Origin of the sequence: Pseudoalteromonas sp. JC28 (genome assembly GCF_013319255.1) — a bacterium.
GTDB lineage: Bacteria > Pseudomonadota > Gammaproteobacteria > Enterobacterales > Alteromonadaceae > Pseudoalteromonas.
The window spans coordinates 714,851-732,273 of record NZ_QOKX01000001.1; the positions used below are offsets into that span (position 1 = coordinate 714,851).

13 protein-coding genes are annotated in these 17,423 nt (G+C 42.8%); 7 read left to right on the forward strand and 6 right to left on the reverse strand.

Annotation, left to right across the window (positions count from 1 at the left end; all coding sequences use genetic code 11):
* The first annotated feature begins 3 nt into the window (after positions 1-3).
* On the forward strand, positions 4-636 hold the full coding sequence (upp, locus tag DS891_RS03100) for a uracil phosphoribosyltransferase (RefSeq protein ID WP_010604856.1): 633 nt from the start codon (positions 4-6) through the stop codon (positions 634-636).
* Positions 637-780: 144 nt separating this feature from the next.
* Positions 781-2,187, forward strand: a complete 1,407-nt coding sequence (locus tag DS891_RS03105; protein WP_217448570.1) for a M1 family aminopeptidase — start codon at positions 781-783, stop codon at positions 2,185-2,187.
* Between the two features lie 68 nt (positions 2,188-2,255).
* Here the strand turns inward: DS891_RS03105 and DS891_RS03110 are convergent, their stop codons facing one another.
* Positions 2,256-4,709, reverse strand: a complete 2,454-nt coding sequence (locus DS891_RS03110) for a TonB-dependent receptor (protein WP_174168815.1) — start codon at positions 4,707-4,709, stop codon at positions 2,256-2,258.
* Positions 4,710-4,883: 174 nt separating this feature from the next.
* On the opposite strand from DS891_RS03110, the gene DS891_RS03115 reads away from it, so the two are divergent.
* Positions 4,884-5,408 (forward strand): YaeQ family protein, encoded by a 525-nt coding sequence (locus DS891_RS03115; protein ID WP_039495785.1) that lies wholly within the window; start codon positions 4,884-4,886, stop codon positions 5,406-5,408.
* 71 nt (positions 5,409-5,479) lie between these two features.
* Here DS891_RS03115 and yfaE read toward each other — a convergent pair whose 3' ends face one another.
* The 5 genes from yfaE to ubiG form a co-directional block, all read right to left on the reverse strand.
* Positions 5,480-5,752 carry a class I ribonucleotide reductase maintenance protein YfaE gene (gene yfaE / locus DS891_RS03120; protein WP_010604851.1) on the reverse strand — a complete coding sequence of 91 codons (273 nt, stop codon included), beginning with the start codon at positions 5,750-5,752 and terminating at the stop codon, positions 5,480-5,482.
* Complete coding sequence (gene nrdB, locus DS891_RS03125) at positions 5,752-6,882, reverse strand: class Ia ribonucleoside-diphosphate reductase subunit beta (RefSeq protein ID WP_010604850.1); 1,131 nt, start codon at positions 6,880-6,882, stop codon at positions 5,752-5,754. The genes yfaE and nrdB overlap by 1 nt, the downstream gene beginning before the upstream one ends.
* 53 nt (positions 6,883-6,935) lie before the next feature.
* Positions 6,936-9,221 (reverse strand): class 1a ribonucleoside-diphosphate reductase subunit alpha, encoded by a 2,286-nt coding sequence (gene nrdA / locus DS891_RS03130; protein ID WP_174168816.1) that lies wholly within the window; start codon positions 9,219-9,221, stop codon positions 6,936-6,938.
* Positions 9,222-9,576: 355 nt separating this feature from the next.
* Positions 9,577-10,224: an HAD family hydrolase gene (locus tag DS891_RS03135; protein WP_174168817.1), complete on the reverse strand. Its 648-nt coding sequence runs from the start codon at positions 10,222-10,224 to the stop codon at positions 9,577-9,579.
* A complete protein-coding gene (gene ubiG, locus DS891_RS03140; RefSeq protein ID WP_174168818.1) occupies positions 10,221-10,931 on the reverse strand; it encodes a bifunctional 2-polyprenyl-6-hydroxyphenol methylase/3-demethylubiquinol 3-O-methyltransferase UbiG in 711 nt (236 codons plus the stop codon). The genes DS891_RS03135 and ubiG overlap by 4 nt, the downstream gene beginning before the upstream one ends.
* 265 nt (positions 10,932-11,196) lie before the next feature.
* Between ubiG and gyrA the strand changes: the two genes are divergently transcribed.
* The 4 genes from gyrA to cmk all read left to right on the forward strand — a co-directional run bounded on the left by gyrA (position 11,197) and on the right by cmk (position 17,414).
* Positions 11,197-13,869 (forward strand): DNA gyrase subunit A, encoded by a 2,673-nt coding sequence (gene gyrA / locus DS891_RS03145; protein ID WP_174168819.1) that lies wholly within the window; start codon positions 11,197-11,199, stop codon positions 13,867-13,869.
* A 211-nt stretch (positions 13,870-14,080) separates the two neighbouring features.
* Positions 14,081-15,163 (forward strand): 3-phosphoserine/phosphohydroxythreonine transaminase, encoded by a 1,083-nt coding sequence (serC, locus tag DS891_RS03150; RefSeq protein ID WP_174168820.1) that lies wholly within the window; start codon positions 14,081-14,083, stop codon positions 15,161-15,163.
* The gene (aroA, locus tag DS891_RS03155) at positions 15,163-16,443 is read left to right on the forward strand and encodes a 3-phosphoshikimate 1-carboxyvinyltransferase (RefSeq protein WP_102056856.1); all 1,281 of its coding nucleotides are present in this window, start codon (positions 15,163-15,165) and stop codon (positions 16,441-16,443) included. Before serC ends, aroA begins: the two co-directional genes overlap by 1 nt.
* 254 nt (positions 16,444-16,697) lie before the next feature.
* Complete coding sequence (gene cmk / locus DS891_RS03160; protein WP_174168821.1) at positions 16,698-17,414, forward strand: (d)CMP kinase; 717 nt, start codon at positions 16,698-16,700, stop codon at positions 17,412-17,414.
* The last annotated feature ends 9 nt before the right edge of the window (positions 17,415-17,423 follow it).

Here is a 17,423-nt window from a genome sequence, read left to right on the forward strand (position 1 = left end):
GCCATGGCATTACATGTAATTGATCACCCATTAGTTCAGCATAAACTTGGACTCTTGCGAGAGCAGGGTATATCAACCAAAAACTTTCGCGAAATTGTCTCAGAAGTTGGCAACTTACTCACTTACGAAGCAACAAAAGATTTGACGTTGAGCGATCAGGTCATCTCTGCTTGGGATGGTAACGAATTAACAGTTAAAAGGCTGACAGGCAAAAAGATCACCTTGGTGCCAATTTTAAGAGCCGGTTTGGGAATGCTAGATGGCATACTGCAATTGATCCCAGCAGCTAAAGTAAGTGTTGTGGGTTTACAGCGTAACGAAGAAACACTTGAGCCAGTGCCTTATTTTGAGAAGTTGGTGGGCAATATCGATGCTAGACTCGCTTTGGTTATTGATCCAATGCTGGCAACGGGTGGCTCGCTGATTGCTACTATCGACATGCTAAAAAAAGCAGGTTCAAAAGAGATCAGAGCGATTGTGCTGGTAGCTGCGCCTGAGGGAGTAAAGTTAGTGGAAGAAGCGCATCCTGACGTTGAAATATACACGGCAGCATTAGATAGCCACTTAAATGAGAAAGGATATATAGTCCCTGGGCTTGGTGATGCCGGTGACAAAATCTTTGGTACGAGAACCTAGCAGGTTTAGTGATTAACAGATTTTGTTTTTTGATCTAAAACAATGATACAAAAAAATATGGTAGTAAAAACATGCCTTCCGCTCTATTTTTGTTAAAACAACAAAATAATATTAAGGATAGACGATGTATTTGCTACGTATTTTTTGTGGCTAAGCTGCATTTCTGCTTCAGCAAGCGAGCTCCCCAGCATTGAAAAAATAGAAACATTTGCAACCAACTATCATCTCAATCTCAACATACATACACAAACAAGCAGTCTATCTGGCAGCGCAACGATAACGGTTAAAAATCAAGGAACAACACCAACTAGAGTAATCCCATTAAGACTTTATCGCTTGCTTAGTGTTGTCGATATCACTTCGGAAGCGGGTAAGTCCCTCAACTATACACAAGGAGTAGTAAGTAATATTGATGACTCACTATTTCAGTCTAATTATATTAAATTATCGTTATCTGAGGCGCTCCAACCCGATCAACAAACAACTTTTACTGTTAATTATTCTGGCCATATAAAGGGGTATGTAGAAACTGGGATGGCTTATATTAAAGATGACATCACCCCTTTGTTTTCTATTATTCGTATGGACGCATATGCTTATCCGCTCATCACAGTGCCTGATGATAGGGTCAATCGCGCGTCACGCTTTTGGCAGAAGCTGTATAACTACACCGCTAGCATCGAAGTGGATAGCGGCTTAGTAGTAGCAAATGGTGGAATTTTACTAGGCGTAACAGAAACCGATCAAGGACGAAAGGTTTATTCATACAAAAACCAGAAACCTTCATGGAGAATGGACTTCATGGTCGCACCATATACCGTGACAAAAGGGCATGGCTTTAAGCTATTTACGTTACCGGGAAATAAATATGCAACTGACTATATGGAAAAGGCAAAACAAACCATAACATTGTATGAAAGTTGGTTTGGTCAACGTCAAAGCACTGGTGAGTTTAGCTTTATAGAGATCCCAAAGGGGTTTGGTGCTCAAGCTGGTGTTACCGCAATTATTCAAGACAGCGAGGGGTTTGTGGAGGTAACTCGTTTGTATCACGAACTGAGTCATCTATGGGACCCACGTTCGAATGAAAGCTACTCACCACGCTGGAATGAAGGTAAGGCTACCTTTTTAGAATATTTAACGGATTCACGGCTGAATAAAAGGGTGTCTTTAAGCTCGCATATGACAAACGTACTAAAACGAGCAAAAAACCAGTTCGTTAAACAGCCTAAATATTTAACGACTGCGTTTGAAGAGTATGGAAAAGCAGGGCTTAATGCCTATTCGGTAGGGGCGCTATTTTTTGCGCTTTTGCATCATGAGCTAGGAGAGGAAAGGTTTAATCATTTACTACGTACTTTTTATGCAGCACATGTTAAAAGCGGAGCATCAACAGGCGACTTTATCCTTGCACTGCGTGATTTGAAAGATCCTAACATTGATTGGATATTATCTCGTTGGGTGAATAGCCATAGGTTCACGCTTGATATTTTAGACGCTACCAACTTTGAGAACTTCATCACGTTGAGTATAAGAAGTAGTAAAATATAAATAATCCAAATAAAAAAGCTACCCACAAGAGGTAGCTTTTTGGCTTCTATAAAAGAAAGGAATCGGTATTAAAAGTAGCCTCTGATACCAAGCTTGATATTACGACCTGGAAGAGGGGCTTGCTCTTTGATAAACGAGCTATGCACAAAGCCTAGCTCATCTGTTAGGTTATCAAGGTTAACATAACCAACCATGTCACTGCCCATAAACTCAAAGTCATAGTTAAACGACATATCCACTAACGTATAGCCCTTAGTTTCACTTTCATAGCTCGCGATGTTGTCTTGCTTGAAGTAATGTGTCACCGTGAAGTTAGCTGTTAGGTTCTCGTAACTGTGCTCGTAATCGAGACCTAGCTTGTTGCTTGGAATACGTGGTAAATATTCGTCGTTATCTAACTTCGCTGTCAGCGAGTCACCAAACACTTTGACGCGTGCAAAGTTGCTTAGTTTATAATGGGCATCAAACTCAAGGCCGTATAGCTTGGCATCACTGCTTTCAAACTTAAACACCGGAACAGCGCCTTCATGTGCATGATCCGCCACTTCTAAACCGTGCTCTGGACTATAGATATAGTCTGTTAATGCCTGATAGTAGAAGTTTTCGATGTCGTTATAGAAGAAATTAACGGTATAGCCAAAGTTACCTGAGAACTTTCTAAAGCTAATGTCTAGGTTGTTTGATGTTTCTTGTTCGATATCTTGCGGCTCAAAGTGTAAATGATTACCTTCTAGCTCATAACCAAGCCCTAGTTCATAGGTGCTGGTTGCGATATGAATGCCATTTGAAAGCAATTCGGCGGTTAATGGTGCGCGCTCCGAGCGAGACAGCGAAACAGCGACGTTTTGGCCTTCAGCAAAGTCGTACACGCCACCAATAGACAAGCTTAGATTGGTCATTTCCAGGTCATAAGAAATAAACCCATTATCTAAGTTACCACCATGGCCGTGGTCGTGATCATGGTCGTGTTCACCTTCATGGTCATGATCTTCTTCGTACGCTTCCAGTTGATTGCCTTTGCTTGATAACTGGTAGTCTTCAATACGAGCACCTAACTCAAGTGTGAAGTCTCCAAAACGACGTTCTTCAAGGATATAAAGTGCGTGCGTTTTGGTATTGGTCGATGGCGTGAAAGCTTCTGCACCGTTTGCGGCGTAATCGCTGTCGGAGAAATGATAACCAACAGTGCCGTGCCACTCTCCTAAGCGGTGCTCTGCCGTTAAGCGTAACTCAGTTGTATCATTCTCAAATACAGTGCCAATGTTTCCATCTTCAATTTCAGCGTGTTCATAATCGGTGTAGCCGACACGTAGACCAACAGATTCAAGCCAGTCACTGTGTACTGCATAATTTACAAGCCCTTGCCAACGGTCTTGTTTTACTCGAGCAAATACGGATTCTTCTTCGTGGTCATGCCCTTCCTCTTCATGCTCGTGATCATGGTCATGACCAATATGAGAGTGAGCAGGAATGCCATAGTCCGTATCAACACGGCCATAAGAGAAACCAACGGTCAGATGATCGCCAACGTAACTTGTACCTAAGTTAAATTGCTCAGAATCGATAAAGGTATTGTCGACGCGATTGGCGTACTCTGTTTCATGCTCTTCTGCTTCGTGGGCATGAGCTTCGCCTTCATGTTCATGCTCGTGTTCTTCATGTTCGTCGTGTGGAAGCGCGAAATTAGGGGTTTCATAATCACCACCTTTACGCTTAACGCCATCGAAATGGAAGTTAAATCCGTCAAAGCCGGATTCTAATAATACCGCAAAGGTATTGGTATTTGAGTTGGTATCATGGCTATAGTCGGCAGCGCCCTGAAGGCTATCGATCACGTCTGTCGGAATACGATTATCAACAACATTAACCACACCACCGATTGCACCTGAGCCGTAAAGTAGGGTTGCAGGACCTCTTAGCACTTCAATTTGCTGCGCAGCCAGCGAGTCATTAGTGTTGGCGTGATCTGGGCCAACGCGCGAGGCATCGCTACTGTCTAACCCGTTTTGCGTGATTTTAACCCGAGGACCATCTAAACCACGGATGATAGGGCTTGAACTCACCGGACCAAAGTAACTAGCATTGATCCCTGGTTGGCCTTTTAGTGTTTCACCCAGTGTTGGTTTGGCACGGTTTTTTAGCTCATCCCCACTTAATACACTGACCGGAGAGGTCATTTCCATACTATTTTTATGTAGGGCAGAAGAGTAAACAACAATGCTCTCAACAGATGTTGGTTTTAGTTCGACTCGAACAAATCCTTGGGCTTCATCTACATCTACACGTTTATCAAGATAATTAGGCTTAGTAACGTGTAATTGAGAATCAGCATCTATTGCAATGGTAAATTGGCCATTCTTATCTGATTTAACTGACTTGCTTTTGCCATGAAGATGGATGGTTACATTACTAAGTGGTTGATTGTTTGCGTCAACAACTTTACCTGTTAGTTGTGCAGCATAAGCTGGCGCTGCACCTATTATTGAAATTAATGCGCTGGCGATAAGAGACTGCTTAAACATATTTTTATTACCACGAGTTAGGTTATGTATTGAACGAGTGAGCTGTTCGACTAATAGAGTGATAATATAACACTACAAATTTTGCGGATCAATAACGTTATACTATAACTTAGTTATTGTTGAAATTAGAATTACAGCTATAGTTAAGAAACAAGCTAAAGTGAGCACAACATAATGAACAAGCCATTTGTTTTCAAGGCAAGGATTAAGGTTGCTGACTTATTTCACCATAGCCACCATGAAGAAGCGTTTACTACCGCCATGTTGTCAAAAGAAAGTAGCGAGCATTTTGCGATGAAACTGCTTGGGATATGCGCACTGTCTTTTGATAAGCCGGCAAAGTGGAGCAAGGCGGAGAAAAAACATTGGCCGGACGTATGGCTAGAAGACGACAACGACCAGGTTGAAGTCGCTTTGTTTATTGGTACCTTAGAGGTCGATGAGATACTCAAGTATGAAAAGCTTTATGCTAAGGTTGTAGTGTTGTGTGCTGACGGTGAGCAATGGTTTGAAGAGCGTCGAGCGCAATTACAGTTTATTGGATCTTTCTCTGTGTTTAGTATTCCCACGGACTTTGTAGCTGAATTGTGTGAAATGCTGACGCGAAGTTTACATTGGGACGTGATTTTTGAAAATGGGGCGATGAGTGTTACTGATAGTGAACACTACATTCGTACTCAAATTACCAAGCTGATTTAACGCACTAGTTAACCTAAACTCGGGATAACGGCTGCTAGAGAACAAGTTGTTATGTCGCGGATTTTGGTTATTTACGGCAACTCTATTTTAATATGGCTTGTGGGTCTGCTACAGCACAATAAAATTTCCCCATCTCTCACAAAAGCAAGCGGCTCGTTCGCGTACTGTGTTTGTCCTTCAATGAGCTTGGCGCGGCAGGCGCCGCAAAAACCCTCGCGGCATTGATAGGGGACTTCAATATTTGCGGCTTCAAGGGTTTCGAGTATCGAAGACGAAGAAGCCACATATTCCAGTGGCTCCTCAATATTCTCAACCTGAATTAGGAAGGATGGCTTTTCAACCATTACAGGTCGAAATCGCCAAAGTCAGAGGCATCAACTTCAGAGTCGATTTGTCCAACAAGGTATGAGCTGATCTCAGCTTCCTGTGGTGCAACTTGAACATTGTCAGAAACAAGCCAAGCATTGATCCACGGAATCGGGTTCGATTTGGTCTCAAATTGCGTTGGTAAACCAACCGCTGACATACGAATATTTGTGATGTACTCAACGTATTGACACAAAATATCTTTGTTTAGTCCAATCATTGAACCGTCTTTAAACAGATACTCAGCCCATTCTTTTTCTTGCTCAGCTGCTTCAACAAACATCTTAATCGCTTCGTCACGGCATTGTGCTGCCACGATAGACATTTCAGGGTCATCTTTGCCTTCTTGCATGATATTCAGCATGTGCTGTGTGCCAGACAAATGAAGCGCTTCATCACGAGCAATTAGCTTGATGATCTTTGCATTACCTTCCATAAGCTCTCGCTCAGCAAAAGCAAACGAGCAGGCAAAACTCACGTAGAAGCGAATAGCTTCTAAGATGTTTACTGACATGATGCAAAGGTACAGAAGCTTTTTCAGTTCAAACAAGTTTATGACGACCGTTGTGCCGTTAATTTCATGCTTGCCTTCACCGTATTGATTATAAAGGCTTACCTTTTCAATCAGTTCGTCATAATACTTGGTCACTGCATCCGCACGTTCAACAATTTTGTCATTGCCCACGATGTCATCAAAGATTAACTCAGGGTTTTGCGTTACATTACGAATAATGTGAGTATAAGAGCGACTGTGAATAGTTTCACTAAATGCCCAAGTTTCGATCCAAGTTTCAAGCTCAGGGATGGAGACGATCGGCAAAAGTGCAACGTTTGGAGAGCGACCTTGCACACTGTCTAGCAATGTTTGATATTTTAGGTTGCTCAAAAAGATATGTCTTTCGTGCTCAGGAAGTGCCTGAAAGTCCAATCTATCCTTACTTACGTCTACTTCTTCTGGACGCCAGAAAAACGATAATTGCTTTTCAATTAGCTTTTCGAAAATAGGGAACTTCTGTTGGTCGTAGCGAGATACATTAACAGTTTGTCCGAAAAACATCGGTTCTTTTAATTGGTCGTTATGATTTCTGCTAAACGTAGAATATGCCATAAATGTGTTACTCAATACCTAAAAAAGCGGGTGATGACCACCCGCATAAAAAGTTATATTTTACAAGCGCCGCCTTCACAACCATCGTCTTCTGCTTCTGGTTTCATCTCATCTTGAGCATCCGAAGCACCGTCGCGGGTGTTATGGTAATAAAGTGTTTTAACACCAAGTTTGTATGCGGTGAGTAAGTCTTTTAGCAATAGCTTCATAGGAACTTTACCTGCTTCAAACTTACTTGGATCATAATTGGTATTTGCAGAGATAGTTTGATCGATGAACTTCTGCATAATACCAACCAGCGCAAGGTAACCATCGTTAGATGGAATATCCCAAAGTAGTTCATAGTTGTTCTTGAGGCGATCGTACTCAGGTACAACTTGCTTCAAGATACCATCTTTACTTGCTTTAACACTGATATGACCACGAGGTGGTTCAATACCGTTTGTCGCGTTTGAAATTTGCGATGATGTTTCAGATGGCATCAAGGCTGACAACGTTGAGTTACGCATACCGTGTTCTTGGATACTTGCTCTTAACGCATCCCAGTCAAGGCGTAATGGCTCTTCACAGACTTTATCAAGGTCACGCTTATAGGTATCTATTGGCATGATACCTTGTGAGTAGGTCGTCTCGTTAAACTTAGGACAAGCGCCGCGTTCTTTTGCCAGTTCATTCGATGCTTTCATCAGATAGTATTGGATCGCTTCAAATGTTCTGTGTGTTAGGCCGTTAGCACTACCGTCTGAGTACTTAACACCATTCTTTGCAAGATAATAAGCAAAGTTAATCACACCGATACCCAGTGTACGGCGTCCCATCGTTGCATTGTACGCAGCAGGAACAGGATAGTCTTGATAGTCTAATAGGTTATCAAGTGCGCGAACCGCAAGCTCTGCTAACTCTTCTAGCTCATCTAAAGACTTGATAGCACCTAAGTTAAACGCTGAAAGCGTACAAAGTGCAATTTCACCTTCAGGGTCATTTACATGGCTTAACGGCTTCGTTGGTAGTGCAATTTCAAGACATAGGTTTGACTGGCGGATCGGTGCAACCTTAGAGTCAAACGGGCTGTGTGTATTACAGTGGTCAACGTTTTGTAGATAAATACGACCGGTGCTCGCACGTTCTTGCGCAAACATTGAGAATAATTCAATCGCCTTAATGCGTTTCTTACGAATAGACTCATCTTGCTCGTACTTAACATACAGTTCTTCGAATTTATCTTGATCTTCAAAGAATGCGTCGTAAAGGCCTGGCACATCTGATGGACTAAAGAGCGTGATATAGTCGTCTTTAATTAGGCGGCTATACATGGTTTTGTTGAACTGCACGCCATAATCTAAATGACGCACGCGGTTTTCTTCAACACCACGGTTATTTTTTAGTACTAATAGGTTTTCAACTTCAAGATGCCAAAGCGGGTAGAATAGGGTCGCTGCACCACCACGCACACCGCCTTGAGAACAGCTTTTAACAGCTGTTTGGAAGTGCTTATAAAACGGAATACATCCTGTGTGGTACGCTTCACCATTTCTGATTGGGCTACCTAGTGCACGAATACGACCTGCGTTAATACCGATACCAGCGCGCTGACTGACGTATTTTACAATCGCAGAAGAAGTTGCGTTGATTGAATCTAGGCTATCAGCACATTCAATCAGTACGCATGAGCTAAACTGACGTGTCGGCGTACGAACACCAGCCATAATTGGCGTTGGTAATGAAATTTTGAATGTTGAAACCGCATCGTAGAATCGCTTAATGTAATCTAGACGCGTTTCTTTCGGGTAGTTTGCAAACAGGCTTGCAGCAACAAGAACATATAAGAACTGCGCACTTTCATAGATCTCACCTGTTACGCGGTTTTGTACAAGGTACTTACCTTCCAACTGCTTAACGGCTGCATAGCTGAAGTTCATATCTCGGCTATGGTCGATGTAGCTGTTTAGCTCATCAAACTCTGCTTTTGTGTAGTCAGTGAGAAGGTGCTGATCATAGCGCTTGTCTTCAACCAGCTTTACCACATGGTCGTGTAAGTGCGGCGGCTCAAAACAGCCATAGGCTTTCTTACGCAAGTGGAAAATAGCCAAACGAGCGGCTAGATACTGATAATCTGGAGACTCTTTTGAGATCAGATCGGCTGCAGCTTTAATAATCGTTTCGTGGATATCACCAGTACGAATACCGTCATAAAACTGGATGTGTGACTTTAATTCAACCTGAGAAACTGAGACGTTATCTAGGCCTTCTGCCGCCCATGTAATGACACGATGGATCTTATCTAGATCTAACGGTTCTTTGCGACCGTTTCTTTTGCATACAGATAGCTGTTGGTTCATGTTATGTGCCTGTATTCCTTAGGAACGCGCTTTAGATATCGCACGAATATAAAATTGTTTAGCAAACCACCACTATATATGGTGCCCTAGTGGCTAGGGATCACAAGATAGTGGGGTTGACGTGAATTTGCAAGAGAACAACTCGGGCAGAATTGTGGATAAGTTTGGGATAATTTATTTATGTAAGTACCCACTAACCTATGACAATCCACTTATCTGCCCACAAAGAAAAATCAACAAAAAGATGATGCTTTTCAGCAAAAATAAAAAAAAATTCTAACTGATTTTTTTCTACACAAATTCGTATCTATTATAGCAAAAACACAATATATGGTGTTTTATTTTTTTATCGACACTAAATATGCGATAACGTGTCTAATGGGTTAGTAAGATAGAGATCCGCATGCCAAGACTTAGCTTCGGATTCAGATGGAATGAATCCCCACATTGCTGCTGCACTAATCATTTTTGCGGATTTTGCAGCAATAATGTCTCGCTCAGCATCGCCAACATAAATACACTGCTCTGGCGAAATCCCCAATTTTGAAGCCACTAATAGCAAAGGTTCTGGATGAGGCTTGGCCACCGCCAGTGTATCTCCGCATACTACTGTCTCGATCTTTGCAAGTTCAGGGATCTGTTTTAGTAGCGGAAGTGTTAAAAACTCAGGTTTGTTCGTCATGATCCCAACCTGAATCTCTTTTTCTAAAAGTGCCGCTAATAACTCACCAATTTGCGCAAAGCATTGGGAATGTACTGATAAATTCGCCAGGTAGTAGTCGAGTACACCCTGCCGTAATATTTGAATGTCGTAGTGCTTTAATGACTCACCAAATCCTACTTGCAACATCGCTGCTACGCCGTTTGAAATCGCACTGCTATAAACCTGTTTGCCGACAGTAGGCATTTTATTAGCAGCTAAAACGTGGTTTAGTGCGGCTCCCAAGTCATCACTGGTATCCAGCAAGGTGCCGTCTAAATCAAATAGTACCGCCTGGATCATGCCAGCTTCTCAAAGTGTAGAATGTAGTTAACTGAAACGTCTTTAGTTAAGGTAAATGTTTTGCCGATAGGGTTGTAGTTAACCCCTGTCGCCGCCCTAACTTTGAGGTCGTATTTTTCAGCCCAATCAATTAAGGTCGAAGGGCGAATAAATTTATCATGCTCATGCGTGCCTTCAGGAACCATTTTAAGCAGTTTTTCTGCGGCGACGATAGCCAGTAAATACGCTTTTGTAGTTTTGTTTAAGGTAGAAAAAAATACATGACCGCCGGGCTTAACTAGCTGTGCGACTGAACGAATAATGGATTCTGGGTCTGGTACGTGTTCTAGCATTTCCATGCAAGTTACTACATCGAACTCACCTTGGTGCATGGCTGCGAATTCTTCCGCTGGCACTTTTTGATAGTCTACGTTAACGCCGACCTCTAATGCGTGGAGCTTTGCGACGTTAAGCGGCTCTTGCCCCATATCGATACCGGTTGCATTTGCACCCAGCTTAGCCATGCTTTCTGTTAAAATCCCGCCACCACAACCGACATCCAATACTGTTTTTGCGAATAGGCCTTCACACTTATCGTTAATAAAGTCCAACCTCAACGGGTTAATGTCGTGTAATGGTTTAAATTCTCCCTCTCGGTCCCACCAGCGCTCTGCTATTTCTTCAAATTTAGCGATTTCATTAGGGTCTACATTTTGATGTTCGGTCATAAAAAACTTCCTCGTCGAATTGAGCGCATTATAAAGGGGATTAGATAAAAATAGCACCTGTAAAACGGTAAAAAGTGTGTTAGCATGCTTGACGAATTTTATAATAAACAAAGCCCCCGCTGATACTCTGAGGCAATTCGGCTATTTTTTGAAGTGCGTTTAATTGGCGCTTCAGCAGAAAAAGCAATTTGCTATTCAGATAGCATCTCAACACAAGTTGTAGTGTGACACAAAAGGGGTGGACACTGAAGGAAAGTGGAGTCAAATGTCTGATCTCGCCAATGAAATCCTGCCAGTCAATATCGAAGATGAATTAAAAAATTCATACCTAGATTATGCAATGAGTGTAATCGTAGGTCGTGCATTACCTGACGTACGTGACGGCCTAAAGCCTGTTCACCGTCGTGTATTGTTCGCGATGAATGAACTTAAAAATGACTGGAACAAACCTTATAAAAAGTCAGCTCGTGTAGTTGGTGACGTAATCGGTAAATATCACCCGCATGGTGATAGCGCGGTTTACGATACTATTGTACGTATGGCTCAGCCTTTCTCTCTGCGCTATATGCTCGTAGATGGACAAGGTAACTTTGGTTCTGTCGATGGTGACTCTGCAGCTGCGATGCGTTATACCGAAGTACGTATGGCGAAAGTCGCTCACGAGTTACTTGCTGACCTTGAAAAAGAAACCGTTGATTATGTACCAAACTACGATGGTACAGAGCAAATTCCAGATGTGTTACCAACTAAAGTGCCTAACTTATTGGTGAATGGTTCATCTGGTATTGCGGTTGGTATGGCGACCAATATTCCACCTCACAACTTAACTGAGGTGATCAATGGCTGTTTGGCTGTGATCCAGAATCCAGACATCACCATTGAAGAGTTAATCGACTATATTCCGGGTCCTGATTTCCCGACTGCCGCCATCATTAGCGGTAAAAACGGCATCGAACAAGCCTATAAAACAGGCCGTGGTAAGATCTATATCCGCGCGAAAGCTGAAATCGAAGTCGATGAGAAAACAAACAAAGAAACCATCATCGTTCATGAAATTCCTTACCAAGTTAACAAAGCAAGACTAATCGAAAAAATTGCTGAACTTGTTAAAGACAAAAAGGTTGAAGGGATCAGTGCACTACGCGACGAGTCGGACAAAGACGGTATGCGTATTGTTATTGAAATCAAACGTGGTGAAGTCGGTGAGGTTGTACTAAACAACCTATATGCTCAAACACAACTACAAACTGTGTTTGGCATCAATATGGTTGCACTAGACAACAACCAGCCTAAGTGTTTCAACCTGAAAGAAATGCTTGATGCGTTTATTATTCACCGTCGTGAAGTTGTAACGCGTCGTACTGTATTTGACCTGCGTAAGGCAAGAGACCGAGCGCACACGCTTGAAGGCCTCGCAATTGCGCTAGCTAACATTGACCCAATCATTGAGCTTATTCGTAAGTCACCAACACCAGCGGAAGCGAAAGCGGCGCTAACTGCGCGAGCTTGGGATCTTGGTAACGTTAAATCAATGCTTGAGCGCACTGGCGAAGAAAATGTTGCGCGTCCAGATTGGTTAGCGGAAGAATTAGGGATCCGTGATGGTCAGTACTATTTGTCTGAGCAACAAGCCCAAGCAATCCTAGACTTAAGACTACACAAATTAACAGGTCTTGAGCACGAGAAAATTCTAGCAGAATACAAAGAACTACTCGATCTTATCGCTGAGCTACTGTACATCCTTTCTACTCCAGAGCGTTTGATGGAAGTGATCCGCGATGAGTTAGTTGAAATCAAAGAAACGTATGGTGATGAGCGTCGCACAGAGATCACCGCTGCTGCGCACGATATCAGTTTAGAAGATTTGATCAACGAAGAAGACGTTGTAGTTACGCTTTCTCACGAAGGCTATGTGAAGTATCAACCTCTTAGCGATTACGAAGCTCAGCGTCGTGGTGGTAAAGGGCGATCTGCAACTAAGATGAAAGATGAAGACTTTATCGAACGTCTACTCGTTGCAAATACTCACGATACAATTCTTTGTTTCTCCACTTCTGGCCGCTTGTATTGGTTGAAAGTTTACCAGCTGCCGCTTGCATCACGTGCTGCGCGCGGAAAGCCAATTGTTAACTTGTTACCACTCGAAGCTGATGAGCGTATTACGACAATTTTACCGGTTCGTGAATACGAAGAAGATAAGTTTATCGTCATGGCGACGGCAAGTGGTATCGTTAAGAAAACACCTCTGACTGCATACAGCCGTCAGCGTGCAAGTGGCATTATTGCTATCAACTTGAACGAAGGCGATAGCCTGATCGGTGCTAACATCACCACAGGTGAAAATGACATCATGCTATTTACTGAGCATGGTAAAGTTGTACGCTTTAACGAGAAGCAGCGAGATTCTGAAACAGGTGAAGTGAAGCGCGACCCTGAAACTGGCGAAGAAATGTTGGCTTTACGTCCGATGGGCCGTACAGCAACAGGTGTTCGTGGTATCAAGATGCCAGATGACGTGAAAGTGGTATCACTAATCGTACCACAAGGCGATGGTGCAATCTTGACCGTAACTGAAAATGGTTATGGTAAGCGTACACCGCTTGAAGAGTATCCAGCGAAGAGCCGTGCAACACAAGGTGTTGTATCAATCAAAGTAACTGAAAGAAATGGTTCTGTGGTTGGCGCGGTTCAAGTTGACGACAACGATGAAATCATGTTGATCTCAAACCGTGGTACGCTAGTTAGAACGCGTGTAAACGAAGTTTCTACGGTAGGCCGTAACACCCAAGGTGTTATTCTGATCCGTACGATGGAAGAAGAAAAGGTAGTTGGTCTTCAACGCATCGAAGAAATTGAAGTGGAAGCGTTGCCTGAAGGTGACGTTGCAGAGCTAGAAGGTGAAGCAACACCGGCTGCGGAACCTGACGCAGAGGAATAAAAAACCCTATCCAAAAAAAAGCGACTTCGGTCGCTTTTTTTCTTTCTGTCAATTTTTTCAATCTGTTCCTCTATGACAAGAGCCTGAAGCCTGATAAATTAAGGCTACCAACAATCCGACGTTTTAGTCGGGCAGCCCACTGTTCATCCAAAAAGTCATGAGAATAACGCTATTCTTTGGATGATCTAGATTATTTGGAATGAGGAAAAATATGACGGTTTATAATTTTTGCGCGGGTCCAGCGATGTTACCTGTTGAAGTTATGAAAAAAGCGCAAAAAGAATTTCTAGATTGGCAAAATCTGGGTGTTTCGGTGATGGAAGTGAGCCACCGTTCGGCACCGTATCTCGAAATGGCAAAGCAATGCGAAGCAAGCTTACGTCGTTTGATGAACATCTCTGATGAATTTGAAGTCCTGTTTATGCATGGTGGTGGCCGAGGTCACTTTGCTGCTGTACCGCTAAATCTACATGTAGATGGTGTACCTGGCGTATATATCGAGAACGGGATCTGGTCTACTGGTGCGACGAAAGAAGGTGAAAAATTCACGCAAACGCATGCGATTAATATTCGTACTGACGAAAATGGTCAATTCGATATTTTACCTGTCTCCGAGTGGAAGTTACCAGAAAACGCTTCATACATTCACTTTTGTCCAAACGAAACCATCGACGGTATTGAAATATTTGACGTTCCAAAGCATGCAACCGCACCAATTGTAGCGGACATGTCTTCCAATATTTTATCTCGTGAAATTAACGTCGATGACTTTGATTTGATCTATGCTGGTGCGCAAAAAAATATCGGTCCTTCGGGTCTCAGTATCGCCATTGTACGTAAGACGTTATTGAAGCGTGAAGGGCTGCCAAGACCTGCTATCCTTGATTACGCCATTGAGGCTGATCAGCAAAGCATGTACAACACACCACCGACATTTGCATGGTATCTTGCGTTTGAGGTATTCAAGTATCTTGAAAGCATTGGTGGTGTTAAAGCTATGGAAGCGCACAATCAAGAAAAAGCAGCCATTTTATACGATTACATCGATGGCTCTGACTTCTATTCAAACAAAGTTGCAAAACATTGTCGCTCATTGATGAACGTACCATTTTGGTTAAATGATGACAGCCTAAATGCTAAATTCTTGGCAGAGGCAGAACAAAACGGTTTAATTGCACTTGAAGGCCACCGTTTTGTTGGCGGTATGCGAGCTAGTATATACAACGCCATGCCAATTGAAGGGATCAAAGCGTTAGTTGCATTTATGGATAAATTTGCACGGGAGAACAGTTGATGGAACAATTGACCCTCAAGCCTATTACTAAAGTCAGTGGCAGTGTGACGCTACCTGGCTCTAAAAGCTTATCAAATCGTATTTTGTTGCTTGCAGCATTGTGCGAAGGCACGACAAAAGTGACGAACTTATTGGATAGCGATGACATCCGCCATATGTTAGGTGCGCTATCCCAGTTAGGCGTTGAAGTAACGTTAGAAGACGATAATACGGTGGCACTGGTCAAAGGAAATGGTGGCAACTTTCACACCCCCGTTGAGCCGCTATTTTTAGGCAATGCTGGTACAGCATATCGCCCATTAACTGCAGTGCTTGCAGCTATACCCGGTGATTATGAACTGATTGGTGAGCCACGAATGGAAGAGCGCCCAATTGGCCATCTTGTCGATGCCATGCAAACGCTTGGTGCCGATATTCAATATCTCAAAAACAAAGACTACCCGCCGTTAAAAGTTGCAGGTAAGCAACTTGCTGGTGGTGAAGTTGAGATTGACGGCAGTATCTCAAGCCAATTCTTAACTGCATTATTGATGGCGGCACCGCTTTTTAGTGGCGATACGAATATTGCGATTAAAGGTGAACTGGTTTCAAAGCCTTATATTGATATTACTATTGGCGTGATGGCGCACTTTGGGGTTCATGTCGAAAACCACGATTACCAACATTTTGTGGTAAAAGCAGGCCAGCAGTATCAATCTCCTGGAACACTTATGGTCGAAGGGGATGCTTCGTCAGCTTCTTATTTCATTGCTGCAGCCGCAATTGCAGGTGGTGAAATTGAGATCAAGGGAGTGGGTAAACAAAGTGTGCAAGGTGATATCGGCTTTGCCAAAGTGATGGAACAAGTCGGTGCAAACATTGATTGGCATGATGAGCGTATCGTTGTCCGAAAAGGTGAGTTAAATGGTGTGGATATTGACGCCAATGCTATCCCTGATGCGGCGATGACGCTTGCAACCGTAGCGCTATTTGCAAAAGGTAAAACGGCAATTCGTAATATCTACAATTGGCGTGTGAAAGAAACCGACAGGCTAGCTGCCATGGCGACTGAGCTAAAAAAAGTAGGCGCAGAAGTGGTAGAAGGGCACGACTTTATCGAAGTTACGCCACCGGCTAATTTTAATTTCACGGATGTAGACACATATAATGACCATCGTATTGCGATGTGTTTCTCGATGGTTGCTGTGGGTGGTCAAGCTATCACGATTAACGACCCTAAATGTACGGCAAAAACTTTCCCAACCTATTTTTCAGTGTTAGAAAGCATTAGTCAGTATTAATTTCATCCAAGGTGTTGAAGATCTTCAACACCTTAAAATCTTCTATAAAATAGTCAATCTTAACAAAGTCAAATACACGGGTGTTTGACTGAATTTCATTCAATTAAAGCCAGTTCGCACCTGACGTATAGCATTTTGCGTTGCACTAATAATTTGAGATATAACAAAAAATGACAGGTAAATAAGGATATATTCAGCAAATTGACGTATACTATGCGCCGTCAAATTCAGGTGAGCATTTTTAGGAGGTCTAAATGCAGGCAGCTATGCCAGTTATCACCGTAGACGGCCCAAGTGGTTCAGGCAAAGGAACTGTTTGTCGCTTGTTAGCTGAAACATTAAATTGGGAAGTGTTGGATAGCGGTGCGATTTATCGCGTGCTTTCGTTAGCGGCATTACACCACCAAATTGCAACTGATAACGAAGAGGGTTTAGTCCCACTCGCTGCCAATTTGGATGTACAGTTTTCTATCGATAAAGAAACTAAAAAAAGCAAAATTGTACTTGAAGGTGAAGATGTTACTAACACTATTCGCAATGAAGAAGTAGGCGCAGCTGCGTCAAAAATTGCGGCATTGCCACGAGTGAGAGAAGCATTGTTACGACGTCAGCGCGCTTTTAGAACTGAAGTTGGCCTAATTGCTGATGGACGTGATATGGGAACGGTGGTATTCCCTGATGCTGAACTTAAAATTTATTTGACTGCAAGTGCAGAAGAGCGTGCTCGCAGGCGATTTGTTGAGTTGAATGAGAAAGGCCATGATGTTACACTAAGTGGTCTGTTAGAAGACATTAAAGCTCGCGATGATCGCGATATGAATCGCAAGGTTGCCCCATTAGTTCCTGCTAGCGATGCGATAGTTGTTGATACAACTGAGCATAATGCTGAGCAAGTGTTCAAAGAGGTTATGTCTTTTATTCAAGACGCCATTGTGGCCGGTAAACTTCCAAAAAGCTGTTTACCTAAGTAATTTATAATG

Bases quoted from the DNA above. Each gene is read 5' to 3' on its own strand.
- upp (WP_010604856.1), top strand. From the start codon at position 4: ATGGCATTACATGTAATTGATCACCCATTAGTTCAGCATAAACTTGGA.
- DS891_RS03110 (WP_174168815.1), bottom strand. From the start codon at position 4,709: ATGTTTAAGCAGTCTCTTATCGCCAGCGCATTAATTTCAATAATAGGT.
- DS891_RS03115 (WP_039495785.1), top strand. From the start codon at position 4,884: ATGAACAAGCCATTTGTTTTCAAGGCAAGGATTAAGGTTGCTGACTTA.
- yfaE (WP_010604851.1), bottom strand. From the start codon at position 5,752: ATGGTTGAAAAGCCATCCTTCCTAATTCAGGTTGAGAATATTGAGGAG.
- nrdB (WP_010604850.1), bottom strand. From the start codon at position 6,882: ATGGCATATTCTACGTTTAGCAGAAATCATAACGACCAATTAAAAGAA.
- nrdA (WP_174168816.1), bottom strand. From the start codon at position 9,221: ATGAACCAACAGCTATCTGTATGCAAAAGAAACGGTCGCAAAGAACCG.
- DS891_RS03135 (WP_174168817.1), bottom strand. From the start codon at position 10,224: ATGATCCAGGCGGTACTATTTGATTTAGACGGCACCTTGCTGGATACC.
- ubiG (WP_174168818.1), bottom strand. From the start codon at position 10,931: ATGACCGAACATCAAAATGTAGACCCTAATGAAATCGCTAAATTTGAA.
- gyrA (WP_174168819.1), top strand. From the start codon at position 11,197: ATGTCTGATCTCGCCAATGAAATCCTGCCAGTCAATATCGAAGATGAA.
- serC (WP_174168820.1), top strand. From the start codon at position 14,081: ATGACGGTTTATAATTTTTGCGCGGGTCCAGCGATGTTACCTGTTGAA.
- aroA (WP_102056856.1), top strand. From the start codon at position 15,163: ATGGAACAATTGACCCTCAAGCCTATTACTAAAGTCAGTGGCAGTGTG.
- cmk (WP_174168821.1), top strand. From the start codon at position 16,698: ATGCAGGCAGCTATGCCAGTTATCACCGTAGACGGCCCAAGTGGTTCA.